The 16385-nt window shown below is 74.8% G+C and carries 13 protein-coding genes and 1 pseudogene; 4 read left to right on the top strand and 10 right to left on the bottom strand.

Annotation, left to right across the window (positions count from 1 at the left end):
- Window positions 1-143: 143 nt before the first annotated feature.
- Window positions 144-2882, bottom strand: coding sequence for an AAA family ATPase (locus ACFVX9_RS08155; RefSeq protein WP_387980988.1), 2739 nt, complete (start codon window positions 2880-2882; stop codon window positions 144-146).
- A 192-nt stretch (window positions 2883-3074) separates the two neighbouring features.
- Here ACFVX9_RS08155 and ACFVX9_RS08150 point away from each other — a divergent pair, with 192 nt between their 5' ends.
- The 4 genes from ACFVX9_RS08150 to ACFVX9_RS08135 all read left to right on the top strand — a co-directional run bounded on the left by ACFVX9_RS08150 (window position 3075) and on the right by ACFVX9_RS08135 (window position 7790).
- Window positions 3075-3452, top strand: a complete 378-nt coding sequence (locus ACFVX9_RS08150) for a nuclear transport factor 2 family protein (protein ID WP_350881950.1) — start codon at window positions 3075-3077, stop codon at window positions 3450-3452.
- Between the two features lie 77 nt (window positions 3453-3529).
- A complete protein-coding gene (locus tag ACFVX9_RS08145) occupies window positions 3530-5086 on the top strand; it encodes an MFS transporter (RefSeq protein WP_387980986.1) in 1557 nt (518 codons plus the stop codon).
- Window positions 5087-5259: 173 nt separating this feature from the next.
- Window positions 5260-7233 (top strand): S9 family peptidase, encoded by a 1974-nt coding sequence (locus ACFVX9_RS08140; protein ID WP_387980984.1) that lies wholly within the window; start codon window positions 5260-5262, stop codon window positions 7231-7233.
- Window positions 7230-7790 carry a hypothetical protein gene (locus tag ACFVX9_RS08135; RefSeq protein ID WP_387980982.1) on the top strand — a complete coding sequence of 187 codons (561 nt, stop codon included), beginning with the start codon at window positions 7230-7232 and terminating at the stop codon, window positions 7788-7790. Before ACFVX9_RS08140 ends, ACFVX9_RS08135 begins: the two co-directional genes overlap by 4 nt.
- 52 nt (window positions 7791-7842) lie before the next feature.
- Here the strand turns inward: ACFVX9_RS08135 and ACFVX9_RS08130 are convergent, their stop codons facing one another.
- The 9 genes and pseudogenes from ACFVX9_RS08130 to ACFVX9_RS08090 form a co-directional block, all read right to left on the bottom strand.
- Window positions 7843-8634, bottom strand: coding sequence for an SURF1 family protein (locus ACFVX9_RS08130; protein ID WP_380377262.1), 792 nt, complete (start codon window positions 8632-8634; stop codon window positions 7843-7845).
- Between the two features lie 188 nt (window positions 8635-8822).
- On the bottom strand, window positions 8823-10010 hold the full coding sequence (locus ACFVX9_RS08125) for a hypothetical protein (protein ID WP_387980980.1): 1188 nt from the start codon (window positions 10008-10010) through the stop codon (window positions 8823-8825).
- Complete coding sequence (locus ACFVX9_RS08120) at window positions 10003-10548, bottom strand: SigE family RNA polymerase sigma factor (protein WP_063348653.1); 546 nt, start codon at window positions 10546-10548, stop codon at window positions 10003-10005. The genes ACFVX9_RS08125 and ACFVX9_RS08120 overlap by 8 nt, the downstream gene beginning before the upstream one ends.
- 344 nt (window positions 10549-10892) lie before the next feature.
- A complete protein-coding gene (locus ACFVX9_RS08115; protein ID WP_380479282.1) occupies window positions 10893-11972 on the bottom strand; it encodes an aspartate-semialdehyde dehydrogenase in 1080 nt (359 codons plus the stop codon).
- Window positions 11969-13249, bottom strand: coding sequence for an aspartate kinase (locus ACFVX9_RS08110; RefSeq protein ID WP_063348651.1), 1281 nt, complete (start codon window positions 13247-13249; stop codon window positions 11969-11971). Before ACFVX9_RS08110 ends, ACFVX9_RS08115 begins: the two co-directional genes overlap by 4 nt.
- A gap of 390 nt (window positions 13250-13639) precedes the next feature.
- Window positions 13640-14389: a DUF5063 domain-containing protein gene (locus tag ACFVX9_RS08105; protein WP_244293422.1), complete on the bottom strand. Its 750-nt coding sequence runs from the start codon at window positions 14387-14389 to the stop codon at window positions 13640-13642.
- The gene (gene recR, locus ACFVX9_RS08100; protein ID WP_063348650.1) at window positions 14382-14981 is read right to left on the bottom strand and encodes a recombination mediator RecR; all 600 of its coding nucleotides are present in this window, start codon (window positions 14979-14981) and stop codon (window positions 14382-14384) included. Before recR ends, ACFVX9_RS08105 begins: the two co-directional genes overlap by 8 nt.
- Window positions 14982-15162: 181 nt before the next feature.
- Window positions 15163-15501 carry a YbaB/EbfC family nucleoid-associated protein gene (locus ACFVX9_RS08095; RefSeq protein ID WP_063348649.1) on the bottom strand — a complete coding sequence of 113 codons (339 nt, stop codon included), beginning with the start codon at window positions 15499-15501 and terminating at the stop codon, window positions 15163-15165.
- A gap of 121 nt (window positions 15502-15622) precedes the next feature.
- Window positions 15623-16385 (bottom strand): annotated as a pseudogene (locus ACFVX9_RS08090) (DNA polymerase III subunit gamma and tau); the annotation flags it as partial.

Genomic DNA, 16385 nt, shown 5'->3' with positions numbered 1-16385 from the left:
TGTGGAGCGCCCGCCTGTGCCGCAGCCCGTGCGGAGTTTCCCGGGATCTGGGCCGACGGCGAAGGTTGGGGCAGCCCCCGCGAGTGGAGATCAGGGCCCTGCCGGAGGTGTTTCGGGAGGGCCCTTTGGTGTGGGTGGGGGTGTCAGAGGGTGGTGGGGAGGTCGGTGCGGGAGGTGATGTGGAGTTTGGGGTACGCCTTGTAGAGGTGGTGGGCGATGGTGCGGGGGCTGAGGAAGAGTTGGGCGGCGATCTCGCGGTTGGTGAGGCCTTGGGCGGCCAGGCGGGTGATCTGGAGTTCCTGGGGGGTGAGGGGGGAGTCGGGGGTGCCGGTGGGGCTGGTGGTGGGGGCCGGGGTGCCGGTGGCGGTGAGTTCGGTGCGGGCGCGGGCGGCCCAGGGGTGGGCGGCGAGGCGTTCGAAGGTTTCGAGGGCGGCGCGCAGGTGGGGGCGGGCGTCGGTGCGGCGGCGGGAGCGGCGCAGCCATTCGCCGTAGAGGAGGGCGGTGCGGGCCTGCTCGAAGGGGCGGTGGGTGCCTTCGTGGAGGTCGAGGGCGGCGCGGTAGGCCGGTTCGGCGAGCTCGTCGGGGCCGAGCAGGGCCTGGCAGCGGAGCCGGAGCGCTTCGGTCCAGGGGCGGTCGGCGGCGGCGCTCCAGCGGGCGAAGCGTTCGTAGGGTTCGGCGGAGCGTTCGGGGGTGCCGAACCGGACGGCGGCTTCGACCAGGTCGGGGACGGCCCGGGTGGCGCTGACGTGGTGCCGGTGGGGGCCTGTGGTGAGGGTGTGCAGCCGGTCGGCGGCGTCGCCGGCGCGGCCGTGGCCGAGGTCGAGCAGGGCCAGTGCCCAGTGGGCCCAGGGGCGGCCGGCGGCGGGGGCGGCGGTCTGCGGGCCGGTGGTGGCGAGGGATTCGGCGGTGAGCCGGGTGCAGCGGTCGGTGTCACCGTCGAGGGCGGCCAGGTAGGCGAGGAGCGCGGTGAGTTGGCTGGTCCACTGGTGCTGGCCGGTGTCGCGGGCGAGGGCGAGGGCTTCGGTGGCGGTGACTTCGGCGTCGCGGTGGCGGCCGTGGAAGAGTTCGGCCTCGGCGAGGAAGAACTGGAGGGTGGGCATCACGCCGATGGTGCCCTTGGCGCGGGCTTCGGCGACGAGTTCGCCGCCGAGTTCGGCGGTCTCGTCGTCGCGGCCGAGGATGAGGGTGGCGCCGCAGAGTTGGACGAGGTCGACGGGGGTTTCGGCGCCGGCCTTGCGGGCTGCCGCGGCGGTGTCGCGGGCGGCGGGGGGCTGCGGTGCGGGCCGGCCGAGGGCGGGGAGTACGGCGGCGGGCAGGTGGCGGGCGAGCGGGGTGAGCGGGTTGTCGTCGGCGAGCGGTAGCGCGGCCAGCCGGTCGAGGACGGCGATCACCGGTTCCTCGCCCGCGTACCAGGCGGTGTGGAAGGCCTGGAACAGCATCCGGGCGGCGTGCGGCGCCTCGATGGCGGTGCCGGCGGCGTCGAGCAGCAGCCGGTAGGCGGTCGGGTAGGAGCCGCGCCAGAAGTGCGCGGTGGCCCGGACCTGGTCGAGCAGGGCGTGTGCCAGGGGGTTGTCGGTGCGGGCCCCGGCCTCGTCGGCGAGCGTCTCGGCCTGCGCCAACTTCCCTTCTTCGGTGGCGGCTTCGGCGGCCAGGACGAGGCGGCGGGTGGCGGTGTCGCGGTCCGGGGTGAGCCGGGCGGCCCGCTCGTACGCGGCGGCGGCGCCGCCGTGGGCGCCGCGGGCCTCGGCGCGGACGGCGGTGCGTTCCAGCGCGTCGGCGAGGGCGGCGTCGGGGGCGGTGGCGGCGTGGGCCTGGTGCCAGGTGCGGCGGTCGCCGTCCGGCAGCGCTCCGGCAATGGCGTGATGGATCGTCAGTCGCTGGTGGTGCGGGGCGCGTTGCAGGATGGCGGTGCGCAGGAGCGGGTGGCGGAAGGCGATCCGGCGGTCGGGGGTGACGCTCGCCAGGCCCGATTCCTCGGCGGGGCCGAGGTGTTCGGCGGGGACGCCGAGGGCGGCCGCGGCGGGCAGGACGACGTCGAGTTCGCCGGTCTCCTCGGCGGCGGCGACCAGCAGGAGGGTCTGGGTGGCCGGGGGCAGGCCGGTGACCTGGCCGTGGAAGGCGATCAGCAGCCGGCTGGTGAGCGGCAGGCCGCCGGGCGCGGGCGCCGGCGAGCCGGGGGTGTTCGCCTGTGCCCCGGTGGCGATGGGGAGTTCGGTGAGGGCGAGCGGGTTGCCGGCCGCCTCGACGAGCAGCCGCTCGCGGACGGCGGCGGGCAGGTCGGGGCCGGCCCGGTGGTCCAGGAGCCGGGCGGCGTCGGGCTCGGGCAGGCCGGTCAGTCGGAGCTCGGGGAAGCCCGTGGTCGGGAGTTCCGGTGCGGCGCCGCCGGTGCGGGCGGCGAGCAGCAGGGCGACTCCTTCGGCCTGGAGCCGGCGGGCGGCCAGCAGCAGGGCGTCGAGGGAGGCGTCGTCCAGCCACTGCGCGTCGTCGACGATGCACAACAGGGGCTGTTCGGCGGCGAGTTCGGCGAGCAGTCCGAGGGTGGCGAGCCCGACCAGCAGCCGGTCGGCCGGGGCGCGTTCCTCGGCGAGCCCGAACGCCGCCTCCAGGGCACGCCGTTGCGGCCCGGGCAGGGCGTGCAGCCGGTCGAGGCCGGGTGCGAGCAGCAGGCTCAGCCCGGCGAAGGGCAGTTCCGCCTCGTACTCGACGCCTGCCGCCCGGACCACCCGGAACGCCTCGCCCGCCCGCCCGACGGCGTGGTCCAGCAGCGCGGTCTTGCCGATCCCGGGCTCGCCCCGGAGCAGCAGCACCCCGCTGCGGCCTTCACGTGCCGCGTCCACCAGTCCCGCCACGACGGACTGTTCGTGTTCCCTCCCGTACAGCATGCCCCCGACCCTACCGAGGCCCTCCCGGCCGCAGGTACGGGCGGGCCCGCCGAGCACACCTACGTACCCACCGCCGGACGCTACGTACCCCCATGCCGATACGTGACTGATTCGCCCGCGCCGGCCCGTCCCTACCTTGGTGAGCAGCGGGAACGAGCCGCTCAACCACCCACCGGGACACGGGAGAAGACCATGACCGAGATCACCGCCACCGCCCTCCAGCAGCTCGCCGAGCGCTACCTCGCGGTCTGGAACGAGACCGACCCGGCCGCCCGCCGCAAGTTGATCGACGAGGTGTGGGCCGTGGACGGCCGGTACACCGACCCGCTGGCCGCCGTCGCCGGCCGGGACGCGATCGACGCGCTGATCGGCGCGGCCCAGGCCCAGTTCCCCGGGCTGGAGTTCACCCTCGGACCGGTGGACGCGCACCACGACATCGCCCGGTTCACCTGGAACCTCGGGCCGGCCGGCGCCGAGCCGGTGGTGATCGGCTTCGACGTCCTGGTGGCCTCGCCGGACGGGCGGATCGGCTCGGTGTACGGATTCCTGGACCGCGTCCCGGGCGCCTGACGGCAGGCCGGACGGGTCGGGGGCGACCCCCACCGCCCCCGACCCACTCCCTCCAACCCCACTGAGGAGAAGCCGAGATGAGCTCCGCCCTGACCGCCCGCCCCTCGACCGCGACCGCGACCGCGACCGGCAATGCAACCGACAATGCGCCCGGCGCCGCGAGCAACACTGCGAGCACCACCGCGCCCGAGGCCGAGGCGGCGGCAGGCGCCCCGCGCGGCCTGCTGGCGGTCGTCCTGACCGCCACCTTCATGACCGCCCTCGACTTCTTCGTCGTCAACGTCGCCGTCCCGTCCGTCCAGGCCGACCTGGGCGCCGGACCGGCCGCCGTCCAGTGGGTGATCGCCGGGTTCAGCCTGGCCCTCGCCGCCGGCCTGGTCACCGCCGGCCGGCTCGGCGACCGGTACGGTCGGCGCCGGGTGTTCGGGCTCGGCCTGGCCCTGTTCACCCTCGCCTCCGCGGGCTGCGGCCTCGCCCCCACCGCCGCCGCACTGGTCGGCGCCCGGGTGGTGCAGGGCCTGGCGGCGGCGCTGATGGGCCCGCAGGTGCTGGCGATCCTGCGGACGGCGTTCAGCGGCGCGGCGCAGGCGCGGGCCTTCGCCCGGTACGGGCTGACCATGGGCGTCGGCGCGGTGTTCGGCCAGTTGATCGGCGGGCTGCTGATCCGGGCGGACCTCTTCGGCCTCGGCTGGCGCAGTTGCTTCCTGATCAACCTGCCGATCGGTCTGGCCGCCCTGGCCCTGGTCCGCCGCTGCTTGCCGGAGTCGCGCGCCCCGCAACGGCCGGGCCTGGACCCGGTGGGCGTGCTGCTGGTCACCACCGCGCTGACCGCCCTGGTGCTGCCGCTGATCCAGGGCCCCGCACAGGGCTGGCCGTTGTGGACCTGGCTCTGCCTGGGCGGCGCGGTCGCCCTGCTGGCCGGCTTCGTGGTGCATCAGCACCGCACCCGGACCCGCGCCACCGCCACCGCCACCGGCTCCGGCTCCGGCTCCGGCAGCGACTTCGGCTCCGGCTCCGGCTCCGCCGCCCCGCTGGTCGACACCCGGTTGTTCCGGACCAGGGCCTTCGGCGCCGGTCTGCTCGCCCAGCTCGCCTTCTGGCTCGGCCAGGCGTCCTTCTTCCTGGTGCTCGCCCTGTACCTCCAGCTGGGCCGCGGCCTGGACGCGCTCGGCGCCGGGCTGGTGTTCACGGCGATCGGCCTCGGCTACCTGCTCACCTCCAACGCCACCCACCGCGTCGCCGCCCGGCTCGGCGGGGCCCGGACGATCGGCGTCGGCGGGCTGCTGATGGCCGTCGGGCTGGGCCTGCTCGCCCTCGCGGTGTACGGCGCGCCGGGCGGGAGCGTGTGGTGGCTGACACCGGGGCTGTTCGTGGACGGCCTGGGGATGGGCCTGGTGATCGCCCCGGTGACCTCCGTGGTGCTGGCCGGGGTCGAGCCCCAGCTGGTCGGCTCGGCCGCCGGGGTGCTGGCCACCGTGCAGCAGGTCGGCGGGGCGCTGGGCATCGCGCTGATCGGCCTGCTCTACTACGGCGGGGGCGACCCGGCGGCCGCGTTCGGCCGCAGCGTGACGGCGCTGGCGGTGCTGGAGCTGGTGCTGGTGGGCCTGGTCCGGCTGCTGCCGCGGAAGGGCTAGCGGGACCGAGCGGGCGCGCAGGAGCAGGCGGGCTCACAGGAGCGGACGGGCTCCCGGGAACGGGCGGGAGGGACGGGGCGAGTGGGGTGGGCGGGTGAGCTGCGGCCACCCGCCCGCCCCGTTCCGTCCCCCGCCCGTTCCGTTCTGTCCCCCCGATCGGGTTGGATGGTCGGATGAGCGAGGAGAAGAGCGCCGTACCGGCGTGGGAGCAGCGGTTCAGGGCAGCACGGGTGTCACTCCCCGACTGGGCCGAGGACGCCCCCGACCGGGCGCTGTACGTGTCCAACGCGACCGGCACCTACGAGGTCTACGCCTGGGACCGGGTCACCGGCACCCACCGGCAGGTCACCGACCGGCCGAACGGCACCACCGACGCCGAGCTGTCCCCCGACGGCTCCTGGGTGTGGTGGTTCGACGACCACGACGGCGACGAGTTCGGCGTCTGGCGCCGCCAGCCCTTCGCCGGCGGGCCCGCGGACCGCAGCGCCGGCACCCCCGACGAGGAGGCCGTGCCCGGCCTCGCCCCCTCCTACTCGGCCGGCCTGGCGCTCGGCCGCGACGGCACGGTGGTCGTCGGACGTTCCACCGACGAGGACGGCACCACCCTGCACCTGCGCCGCCCCGGCGCGGCCGAGGCCGTCGAGATCTACCGGCACGCGGAGTACGGCGGCGTCGGCGACCTCAGCTACGACGGCACGCTGCTCGCCATCGACCACACCGAGCACGGCGACGCGATGCACTCCGCGATCCGGATCGTCCGCCTCTCCGACGGCACGAGCGGCACGACGAGCACGCCCGTAGCGCCCGTAGAGCCCGCCGAAACCGTCGAAACCGTCGCCGAACTCGACGAGGTGACCGGCCGGGACGAGCCGCGCGGCGTCGCCTGCCTCGGCTTCGCCCCGGTCGACGGCGACACCCGGCTGCTGGTGGCCCACCAGCGCACCGGCCGCTGGGAGCCGATGATCTGGGACGTCGTCACCGGCGCCGAGACCGCGCTGCCGCTGCGCGACGAGCAGGGGCGCGAGCTGCCCGGCGACGTCTCCGCGCAGTGGTGCCCCGGCGCCGAGACGCTGCTCGTCGAGCACGAGTACGAGGCGCGCAGCGAACTGTTCTCGTACACGCTCGCCGACGGTCGGCTGACCCGGCTGGACACCCCGCGCGGCACCGTCGGCGGCGCCACCGCCCGTCCGGACGGCACCGTCGAGTACCTGTGGTCCTCCGCCGCCGAGCCCTCCGCCGTCCGCTCCACCGCCGGGACGGTCGTGCTGCGGGCGCCCGGTGCGGTGCCGCCCGGCTCCGTCCCGGTCGAGGACGTCTGGGTGGACGGGCCCGGCGGGCGGGTGCACGCCCTGGTGCAGCGTCCGGCCGGGGCGGGCGAGGGCCCCTTCCCGACCGTGTTCGAGATCCACGGCGGCCCCACCCACCACGACAGCGACTCCTTCGCCGCCGGCCCGGCCGCCTGGCTGGACCACGGCTTCGCGGTGGTCCGGGTCAACTACCGCGGCTCCACCGGCTACGGCCAGGCCTGGACCGACGCCCTGCACGAGCGGGTCGGCCTGATCGAGCTGGAGGACATCGCGGCCGTCCGGGAGTGGGCGGTCGCCGGCGGCCTCGCCGACCCGCGCCGGCTGGTGCTCACCGGCGGCAGCTGGGGCGGCTACCTGACCCTGCTGGGCATCGGCGTCCAGCCGGACAGCTGGACGCTGGGCGTCGCCGCCGTACCCGTCGCGGACTACCACACCGCGTACGCCGACGAGATGGAGGCGCTCAAGTCGCTGGACCGCACCCTCTTCGGCGGCACCCCGGAGGAGGTCCCGGAGCGCTTCACCGCCTCCTCGCCGCTCAGCTACGTCGAGCAGGTGCGGGTGCCGGTCTACATCAGCGCCGGGGTCAACGACCCGCGCTGCCCGATCCGGCAGATCGAGAACTACGTCGAGCGGCTGGAGCAGTCGGGCAAGCCGCACGAGGTCTACCGGTACGACGCCGGGCACGGGTCGCTGGTGGTGGAGGAGCGGATCAAGCAGCTGCGGCTGGAGATCGACTTCGTCCGACGGCACCTCGCCGCGGCGTCGGAGGCCGGGACCGGAACCGAGGCCGGAACCGGAACCGGGGCTGACGACAGGGCCGGCGACGGGGAGACGGTGTGAGGCGTCTGCTGACGCTCGCGGGAGTGGCGGTGGCCGGGGCCCTGGTGCTCACCGGCTGCTCGGGCGGGCACGGCGCCGAGCCCCCCTCCCCCCCCCCGGCCGGCCCCGCGGTGCCCAGCCCCACGCCGACCACGGCCGCGCCGACCCCAGCAGCCGCGCCAACCGCACCGGCCGCCACCGCGACCCGCGCGAGCGCGGCGGGGCCGAGCGCGGCGGGGCCGGGGGCCGCCGTCGCCCGAGCGGCGTACGCGCCTGCGGCGGGCGAGGACGCGGTCCAGCTCGCCAAGGGATCCAGCGGGTCGAAGGGCTCGTCCGGCTCGAAGGGCTCCGGCTCCAAGGGGACGAAGACCGGGCGCACCGTGCACCACCACATCGACCACTACGACTCGAACGACGACGTGAGCGGCGGCCACGGCCGCTGCCACGACGAGCCGGCGTTCACCGGGTCGCCGACACCGGTGCCGTCCTCCCCGACGGCGCCCGGGAAGCCGACGACCGCACCGGTCGTCCCGGCCCTGCCGTCCGCCCCGTCCGCCCCCGGCAAGCCAACCCGCTGAGGCGGGCCGACCGAGCGGGGGCAGGCCGAGCAGGGGCGCCGAACCGCGGAGGTCAGTCCAGGACCGGGTCCAGTCCGAGGGCCCGGTCCTGCTCCGCCTCCCCCTCGCGGCGCACCAGGCGGAACCACATGAAGATGACGAAGCCCCCGAAGACGAACCACTCCAGGGTGTAGCCGAGGTTCTGGAACGCCCGCAGGGTGAGCCCGTCGCCGCCCTGCGGCTGGACCGTCGGCACCGGGGTCAGCCCGGCCGACACCGCGTCGGCGGCCACCCAGCCGTCGTACCAGCCGTCGTACGCGAGCGTGTTGAGCAGCGCCGCCCGGTTGACCGTGCCGAGCTGACCGGCCGGCAGACCGCCCGCCACGGCGCCGTTGCTGCCACTGGACTCACCGGCCTGCAACCGCCCGGTGACGGTCACCTGGCCGGGAGGCGGCGGCGCGGCCACGGACGCGCCCTCGGCGGGCGCGCCGGGCGCCCAGCCGCGAACCACGGCGGCGAACCGGCCGTCGGCGGTGCGCAGCGGGGTGAGCACGTAGTAGCCCTGTTTGCCGTCGACCACCCGGTTCGGGACGAGGAGCTGGTGCTCCGCGTCGTAGCTGCCGGTCACGGTGACGGGCTTGCCGACGGTCTCGGTGGTCACCTGCGGGGTGGCCTGGTTGAGCAGGTCGTCGATCGGCCGCACATCACTCGAAGCGGTGACGGTCTGCTTGGTCTCCTGGTGCGACGAGAACCGGTCCTCGAACCGGCCGAGCTGCCAGGAGCCCAGCCAGACGCACACCGCCACGGCCGCGACGGCCAGCGCGGTGCCGCCGAGCCAGCGCGGAGTCAGGAGGAACCGGTACACACCCCCACGGTAACCACTCCTCACACCCGTCCCGGCCGCAGGGGTCCGCCATAGGGGTCCGCCATCGGCCACGACGGCCCGGCTGGTCGCCCGTCCGACCCCGCCCGACCGACCCCGCCTGTCCGACCCCGGCCACCCGACCCCGACCGTCCACCGCCGGAGCGCCCGCCGCCGGAGCGCGAAGCCCGTCAGCCCGCCGGGGGCGCGTCCGACGGCTGCGGCGCCGGTGCGCCCACCGCCTGGACGCCACCGCGGTAGAGGGTGCCGCCGCAGGCCACGGCGAAGGTGGCGGTGGCAACGGCAGGGCTGCCGGGGGCGGGGGTGTGGGCGATGGTGGCGGTGGCCGGCGCGGTGGTGGGGCTGCCGGTCGGGGTGGGGGTGGAGCTGGGGGCGTTGGTGGGCCCGGCGCTGGGGGACGAGCTGGCCTGGGGGTTGGTGCTGGGGGCCGCCGAGGCGTCCGAGGCCGCCGGGGCGGCACCGGTGGCGGCGGCGGGGGCCTGGGAGGTGCCGACGGCCGGGTTGGCGCCGCCCTGGCTGGTGGGCCCGGTGCTGGCGGTGCTGGCGCCGGGGGTGGGGCAGGTCCGGTCGGGGACCCAGGCGAACGGCACCCGGTAGCCGGCCTGCGGGGCGAGGACGGGGGGCTCCGCGTCCATCGCGGGCAGGTCGCCGGCCGGGTCGCCGGCGGCGTGGTCGGCGGTGCGCACGCGGCTGCGGTCGGTGCCGCTCACCGCCGTGACGGCGACGGCGCCGGGGCCGCCGAGCCGGCAGCTGCGGCCGGAGACGTTGTACACGGTGAACGAGCCGTGGATCCGCCCGTCGCCGTCGGCCGGGCCGACCTGTGCGCCGCCCTGGCCGAGGTCGGCCCGGGTGCAGAGCGGGGTGATCGGGCTGTCGCCGGTGCTGGCGGCGGGGACGGGCGGGGCGGTGGTGCCGTCGGCGCGGGTGGTGCTGGCGCCGGGGCTGGGTGAGGCGGTGGGGGTGCCGGAGGGCGACGCGGTGTCGCCGGTGCCGCTGGGGCCGGGCCGCGAAGGTGTGCCGGTGCCGGGGGCGCCGCCGGTCCTGGTGCCGGTCGGGGCGGCGGCGGCCGGGCTGCTGGCGTCGGCCGAGCCGGGGCCGCCGGACAGGCCGAGGTGCTCCCCGTCGTGCAGGGCGGGCAGGGCGACGGCGACGGCGACGGCGACGGCGACGGCGCCGGTCCAGGCTCCGCGCCGGGCCGCCCGGCGGCGGGGTACGGCGTACCGGATCCGCGGCAGGCCGCCGGGTTCGGGCTGGATGCCGGCGACGGCGCTGCGCATCAGGTCGCGGACGCTGCGTTCCTCGGCGGAGAGCCCGTCGCCCTCACCGCCCGAGGGCCGCCGCCCGGCGCCGTCAGCCATGTCCGGCCTCCATCTGGGTGCGCAGGGCGGCGAGTCCGCGCGAACCGTAGGCCTTCACCGATCCGAGCGAGATGCCGAGGGTCTCGGCGACCTGCGCCTCCGTCATGTCCACGAAGTAACGCAGCACCAGAACCTCCCGCTGACGGCGTTGCAGACCACGCAGCGCGGCCTTCAACTGGTCGCGCTCCAGCGCATCGTAAGCGCCTTCTTCTGCACTGGCCATGTCAGGCATGGGCTTGGGCAGCAGGCGCAGGCCGAGGATCCGTCGGCGCAGGGTCGAGCGGGACAGGTTGACGACGGTCTGCCGCAGATAGGCCAGGGTCTTCTCGGGCTCGCGGACCCGGCGCCGGGCGGCGTGCACCCGGATGAACGCCTCCTGGACGACGTCCTCGCAGGTCGAGAGGTCGTCCAGGAGCAGCGCGGCGAGCCGCAGCAGGGAGCCGTAGTGGGCCTGGTAGGTCTCGGTGAGCAGGTCCTCGCTGGTACCCGCGTCGGTACCGGCACCGGAGCCCGCCGCACCGGGTGCGACCGCGGTCATCTGGTCGTCTTCCGGCCTACTCGCCGGCCACGGGGCGCGCGAGGGGAAGGCCACCACGGATCTCGCCGGGATGCCCGCCCCTGCTCCCACCATCACGTTCGCCACGCCCGTTGGACACTCGATCCCCTGTCATGGTTGCCCAGCCCGGGGGCCATTCTTCCGCATCGGCGGAAGAGGCCTCCAGGGGATTCCATCGGGATTCCGGACAGATTGTGTCGAGGAGCGGACACGCCCTCCTCGGATCGGGGGCCGGACGGGCCCGGGAGCGGGCGGCTCCAGGCCTTCCAGGGTCTCTCCCGGGCCTCCCCGCCAGGCCTCTTCCCGGGCCTCCCCTGTGCTTCCTCCTACGCGTCTTCCGGCGCGCCTTCCTGTGTCACCGTCAGCTCACCGGCCACCAGTTCCGCGATCTGCAGCAGGTTGAGCGCCGCGCCCTTGCGCAGGTTGTCGCCGCAGAGGAAGAGGTCGAGCGCGGCCGGCTCGTCGAGGGCCCGGCGCACCCGCCCGACCCAGACCGGGTCCGTCCCGACCACGTCGTTCGGCGTGGGGAACTCGCCGGCCGCCGGGTCGTCGTACAGCACGACTCCGGGGGCGTCGCGGAGGATCTGCTGCGCGTGCTCCTGGGTGACCTCGCGTTCGAAGAGCGCGTGCACGGCCAGCGCGTGGGTGCGGACGACCGGGATGCGGACGCAGGTCGCGGAGACCTTGAGGCCGGGCAGGCCGAGGATCTTGCGGGCCTCGGCGCGGATGCCGACCTCCTCGGAGGACCAGCCGCCGTCCACCAGGGAGCCGGTCCAGGGCACCGCGTTGAGCGCGAGCGGGGCGGCGAACGGCCCGTGGTCGGCGATCACCGCGCGCAGGTCGCCCGCCTGTCGGCCGACCTCGGTGCCGGCCACCAGGGCGGTCTGCTCGCGCAGCGCCGCCTCGCCGATCCGGCCTTCGCCGGAGGCGGCCTGGTAGGAGGCGACGACGAGTTGAACGAGCCCGTACTCGGCGTGCAGGGCGCCGAGGGCCGCGATCATCGCGAGGGTGGTGCTGGCGGGGCTGGCGACGATGCCGCGGGCGCGCAGCCGCAGCGCGGCCGCGTTGACCTCGGGGACGACCAGCGGCACGTCCTCGGCGGTACGGAAGGCGGCGGAGTCGTCGACCACCACGACGCCCTTGGCGGCCGCGATCGGCGCCCACTGGGCGGAGACCTCGTCGGGGACGGCGAACACGGCGACGTCGATCCCCTCGAAGGCCTCCTCGGCCAGCGGGACGACCTCGACCGGCACCCCGCGCACGACCGGCTTGCGGCCGGCCGAACGCGGGGAGGCGACGAGTCGGATCTCGCCCCAGACGTCCTGGCGCAGGGAGAGCAGGCCGAGCAGCACCTCGCCGACCGCGCCGGTGGCGCCGACGACGGCGAGGTTCGGCCGCCGGGTCATCGCCCGGTGCCTCCGTAGACGACGGCCTCGTCCGTCTCGCTGTCCAGTCCGAAGGCGCTGTGCACGGCGCGGACGGCCTCCGGCACGTCCTCGGCGCGGGTGACGACCGAGATGCGGATCTCCGAGGTGGAGATCAGCTCGATGTTGACGCCCGCGGCGGACAGCGCCTCGAAGAAGGCGGCGGTGACGCCCGGGTTGGAGCGCATGCCCGCGCCGACCAGGGAGATCTTGCCGATCGCGTCGTCGTAGCGCAGCGACTCGTAGCCGATGCCCTCCTTGACCCGGCCGAGCGCGTCGATGGCCTTCTGGCCCTCCGCCTTGGGCAGGGTGAAGGAGATGTCGGTCAGCCCGGTCGACGCGGCGGAGACGTTCTGCACCACCATGTCGATGTTGACCTCGGCATCCGCGATGGCGCGGAAGATGCGGGCCGCCTCGCCCGGCTTGTCGGGCACGCCGACGACCGTGACCTTGGCCTCGGACGTGTCGTGGGCGACTCCGGAGATGATGGCCTGCTCCATCTCGCCCCCTTCGGGCTTGTGCGGGTTCTCGTTGCTGACGATCGTCCCGGGAAGACCCGAGAAGGACGAGCGTACGTGAATCGGGATGTTGTAGCGCCGGGCGTACTCCACGCAGCGGTCGAGCAGCACCTTGGAGCCGGACGACGCCAGCTCCAGCATGTCCTCGTACGCGATCCAGTCGATCTTGCGGGCCTTCGCCACCACGCGCGGGTCGGCGGTGAACACGCCGTCCACGTCGGTGTAGATCTCGCAGACCTCGGCCTTGAGCGCGGCGGCGAGGGCGACGGCGGTGGTGTCCGAGCCGCCGCGGCCCAGCGTGGTGATGTCCTTGCTGGTCTGCGACACGCCCTGGAAGCCGGCCACGATCGCGATGTTGCCCTCGTCCAGGGCGGTGCGGATGCGACCAGGCGTCACGTCGATGATGCGCGCCTTGTTGTGGACGGAGTCGGTGATGACGCCGGCCTGGCTGCCCGTGAAGGACTGCGCCTCGTGCCCCAGCGATTTGATCGCCATGGCCAGCAGCGCCATGGAGATGCGCTCTCCAGCGGTCAGCAGCATGTCGAACTCACGGCCGGCAGGAAGCGGTGACACCTGCTCCGCGAGTTCGATGAGCTCGTCCGTCGTGTCGCCCATTGCGGACACCACGACGACGACCTCATGGCCGGCCTTCTTGGCGTCAACGATTCGGCGGGCAACGCGCTTGATGCCTTCGGCATCCGCAACGGATGAGCCGCCGTACTTCTGCACGACAAGGCCCACGTGCGCTCCTCGACTTGTGTCGTCTTCCGGGGGCACCAGGCCCCCGCACCCCCGGGGAAAAGGGGCTGTGCGGTCGGCGCCAGTCTACCGAGCAGGGGTGCCACAACCGGCGCTTTCCATATGATGAGACGCCCGTTTCAGCAGGTGGTCGGCGAAACGGGCGGCACCACCGGCAGGTCTGCGGGCAATTCGCCACCGCCCCGAAGAATCGGCGGATCAACGGACGGCGATCCGTCGGGATTTCTTTTCCGCGCGGAATGCTGAGGCATTCGTCACAATCAGCCGATGACTGCCGGGGGCGCACCGAAAACCGGCGCGCGCCGGGGCGACGTTCAGGCGTGCCGGAATCGCACGGACGTGCCGGAAGGGCACGGGCACCGGAGGGCGGTGCTACCGCCCGAGGCCCAGCTCGGCCGCCATCAGGTCGCCGGCCTGCTGCTCCAGCTGCTCGTCGGTGAGCCCGTCGTCGTCGGTGTCGGCGCCGTCCGGCACCGCGCCGATCGGACTGTCCAGCCGGACGTGCGCGATCAGCGACTGCAGCGCCCGCAGCACCGCCGTGCAGGTCGTGCCCCAGTTGGAGAGGTACGAGAACTGCCACCACCACAGCGCCTCGCTGACCCGGCCCTCGCGGTAGTGGGTCAGCCCGTGCTGCAGCTCGCCGACCACGCCGGCCAGGTCGTCCGAGATCCGGAAGGCGTTCGGCTTCTCCGGCGGACCGTACGGGTCGAAGACCTCGTGGTAGACGTCGATCGGCGCGAGCAGCTCGGCCAGCCGCTCGCGCAGCTGCTCGCCGTCCGGCTCCGGCCCGGCGTCGGGCTCGAAGCGGTCCTCCGGGACGACGTCCTCGATGGCGCCCAGCCGGCCACCGGCCAGCAGCAGCTGCGAGACCTCCAGGAGCAGCAGCGAGACCGCGCTGCCCGGCTCGTCGCCCTTGGCGACCTCGGTGACGGCGAGCACGAAGCTCTCCACCGAGTCGGCGATCTGCACGGCGAAGTCGTCCGGCTCCGAACCGTGCGCATGGATGTGCGGGGGGTGGCTCTGCGGCTCCCCGTGCGGCTGTCCGGGGGCCGGCTGGTGGGCCTGCCCGTGGGACGGCTGGTGGGGCGTGTGGGGCTGCTGGTTGAGCGTCCGGTCAGACATCGAGCAGTCGTCTCCCTTCGAAGGCACGACCGAGGGTGACCTCGTCCGCGTACTCCAGATCCCCGCCGACGGGCAGGCCGCTCGCCAGCCGGGTCACCCTCAGGCCCATCGGCTTGCAGAGCCGGGCCAGATAGGTGGCGGTCGCCTCCCCCTCCAGGTTGGGGTCGGTGGCCAGGATCAGCTCGGTGACCGTGCCGTCCGCGAGGCGCGCCAGCAGCTCGCGGATCCGCAGGTCGTCCGGGCCGACGCCCTCGATGGGGCTGATCGCGCCGCCCAGCACGTGGTAGCGGCCGCGGAACTCGCGGGTGCGCTCGATGGCGACGACGTCCTTGGACTCCTCGACCACGCAGATGACGCCGAGGTCGCGGCGCGGGTCCAGGCAGACCCGGCACTGCTCGGCCTCTGCGACGTTGCCGCAGACCGCGCAGAAGCGGACCTTGTCCTTGACCTCCAGCAGCGCGTGCGCGAGACGGCGCACGTCGGTCGGGTCGGACTGCAGGATGTGGAAGGCGATCCGCTGGGCGCTCTTGGGCCCGACGCCGGGCAGCCTGCCCAGTTCGTCGATCAGGTCCTGAACCACGCCCTCGTACAACGTCGCGCCTTCCCTCGGATGGTCGGTGGTGCTCCGGTGCCATCATCCAACGAATCGGGCGTCGGACACACCGCCCGACGCCCGACTCCCACATAAATCACATGGGTCCGTTGTCTGAACTTCAGAACTTCAGGACCTCAGACCTGCCTGGTCGGAACCCCTGTCCAGGGGCTCCCCCAGGTCAGAACGGCAGACCGGGGATGCCCCCGCCCAGGCCCTGGGTCAGCGGGCCCATGCGCTCGGCCTGCATCTTCTGCGCCGACTGGTTGGCGTCCCGCACGGCCGCCAGGACCAGGTCGGCCAGGGTCTCGGTGTCCTCCGGGTCGACGGCCGCCGGGGCGATGGTCAGCGCCACCAGCTCACCGGCACCGGTCACCGTGGCCTCGACCAGGCCACCGCCCGCCGAACCGCTCACCTTCGTCTCCGCCAGCTCCTGCTGCGCCTGCGCGAGATCCTGCTGCATCTTCTGCGCCTGCTTCAGCAGCTGCTGCATGTTGGGCTGGCCACCACCGGGGAACACGGCTCACTCCTCGCTTCGTGCTTGCTGTCCTGCGTCGCCGTCCTGCCTGCGGTCACGTCCGTTTGCAGTCCCGCTCGCGTCGTCACGGCCGAGCCTACGTGCTGCCGGGGCGGGCCGTCGCTCAGTTGCCGCGGTGGTGGATCTCCTCCAGAACCGTCGCGCCCAGCTCCCGGATGATCAGCTCCTGACCGGAGAACGCCTCCTCGTTGAGGTCCGGGTCGTCCTCCTCCGGGACGTCGTCCTCCGGCGCCACCGCGCGCACCGGACGGGCCGGCGGCGCGGCCACCGGCGGCGGGGCCTGGACCGGCGCGGGCGCCGGGGCGGCCTGCACCTGCGGGGACGGCTGCGACCGGACCGGTGCGGGCACCGGAGCCGGAGCCGGCGGCGCGGCGGCCGCCGGACGGGCCGGGGCCCCCCAACCGCCACCGCTCGGGGCGGCACCGCCCAGACCACCGCCGCCGACGGCCGTACCGCCGCCGAGGGAACCGCCCCCGGACGGGTCGACGATGCACTCGATCCGCCAGTCCACACCCAGCGCGTCCGTCAGCGCCTGGCGCAGCACGTCGTCGCTGTTGCTGCCGACGAAGCTGTCCCGGGCGCCCGCGTTGATGAAGGACACCTGGAGCACGCTGCCGTCGAACCCGGCCACCTGGCCGTTCTGGCTGAGCAGGATCCAGGTGAAGCGGCGGCGGTTCTTCACCGCCTCCAGAATCTGCGGCCACAGCTGCCGGACCTGCGCCGCGCCCTGTTGCGCGGCGGCCGAAGCCGGCCCGGCGGGCTGCCCGGCCGGGGCGGGCGCGGGCGCCGCGGGGGCAGGAGCGGGAGCGGGGGCGGACACCGGGGCCGGGGTGGCCTCGACGGCCTCGGCGGCCTGGGCCGGCGGC

This window comes from Kitasatospora sp. NPDC058243 (genome assembly GCF_042882025.1).
Taxonomy (GTDB): Bacteria; Actinomycetota; Actinomycetes; order Streptomycetales; family Streptomycetaceae; genus Kitasatospora.
Note: the sequence above shows the minus strand (reverse complement) of the source record. Positions and strands in the feature narration are given on the sequence as shown.

Bases quoted from the DNA above. Each gene is read 5' to 3' on its own strand.
- ACFVX9_RS08155 (WP_387980988.1), bottom strand. From the start codon at position 2,882: ATGCTGTACGGGAGGGAACACGAACAGTCCGTCGTGGCGGGACTGGTG.
- ACFVX9_RS08150 (WP_350881950.1), top strand. From the start codon at position 3,075: ATGACCGAGATCACCGCCACCGCCCTCCAGCAGCTCGCCGAGCGCTAC.
- ACFVX9_RS08145 (WP_387980986.1), top strand. From the start codon at position 3,530: ATGAGCTCCGCCCTGACCGCCCGCCCCTCGACCGCGACCGCGACCGCG.
- ACFVX9_RS08140 (WP_387980984.1), top strand. From the start codon at position 5,260: ATGAGCGAGGAGAAGAGCGCCGTACCGGCGTGGGAGCAGCGGTTCAGG.
- ACFVX9_RS08125 (WP_387980980.1), bottom strand. From the start codon at position 10,010: ATGGCTGACGGCGCCGGGCGGCGGCCCTCGGGCGGTGAGGGCGACGGG.
- ACFVX9_RS08120 (WP_063348653.1), bottom strand. From the start codon at position 10,548: ATGACCGCGGTCGCACCCGGTGCGGCGGGCTCCGGTGCCGGTACCGAC.
- ACFVX9_RS08115 (WP_380479282.1), bottom strand. From the start codon at position 11,972: ATGACCCGGCGGCCGAACCTCGCCGTCGTCGGCGCCACCGGCGCGGTC.
- ACFVX9_RS08105 (WP_244293422.1), bottom strand. From the start codon at position 14,389: ATGTCTGACCGGACGCTCAACCAGCAGCCCCACACGCCCCACCAGCCG.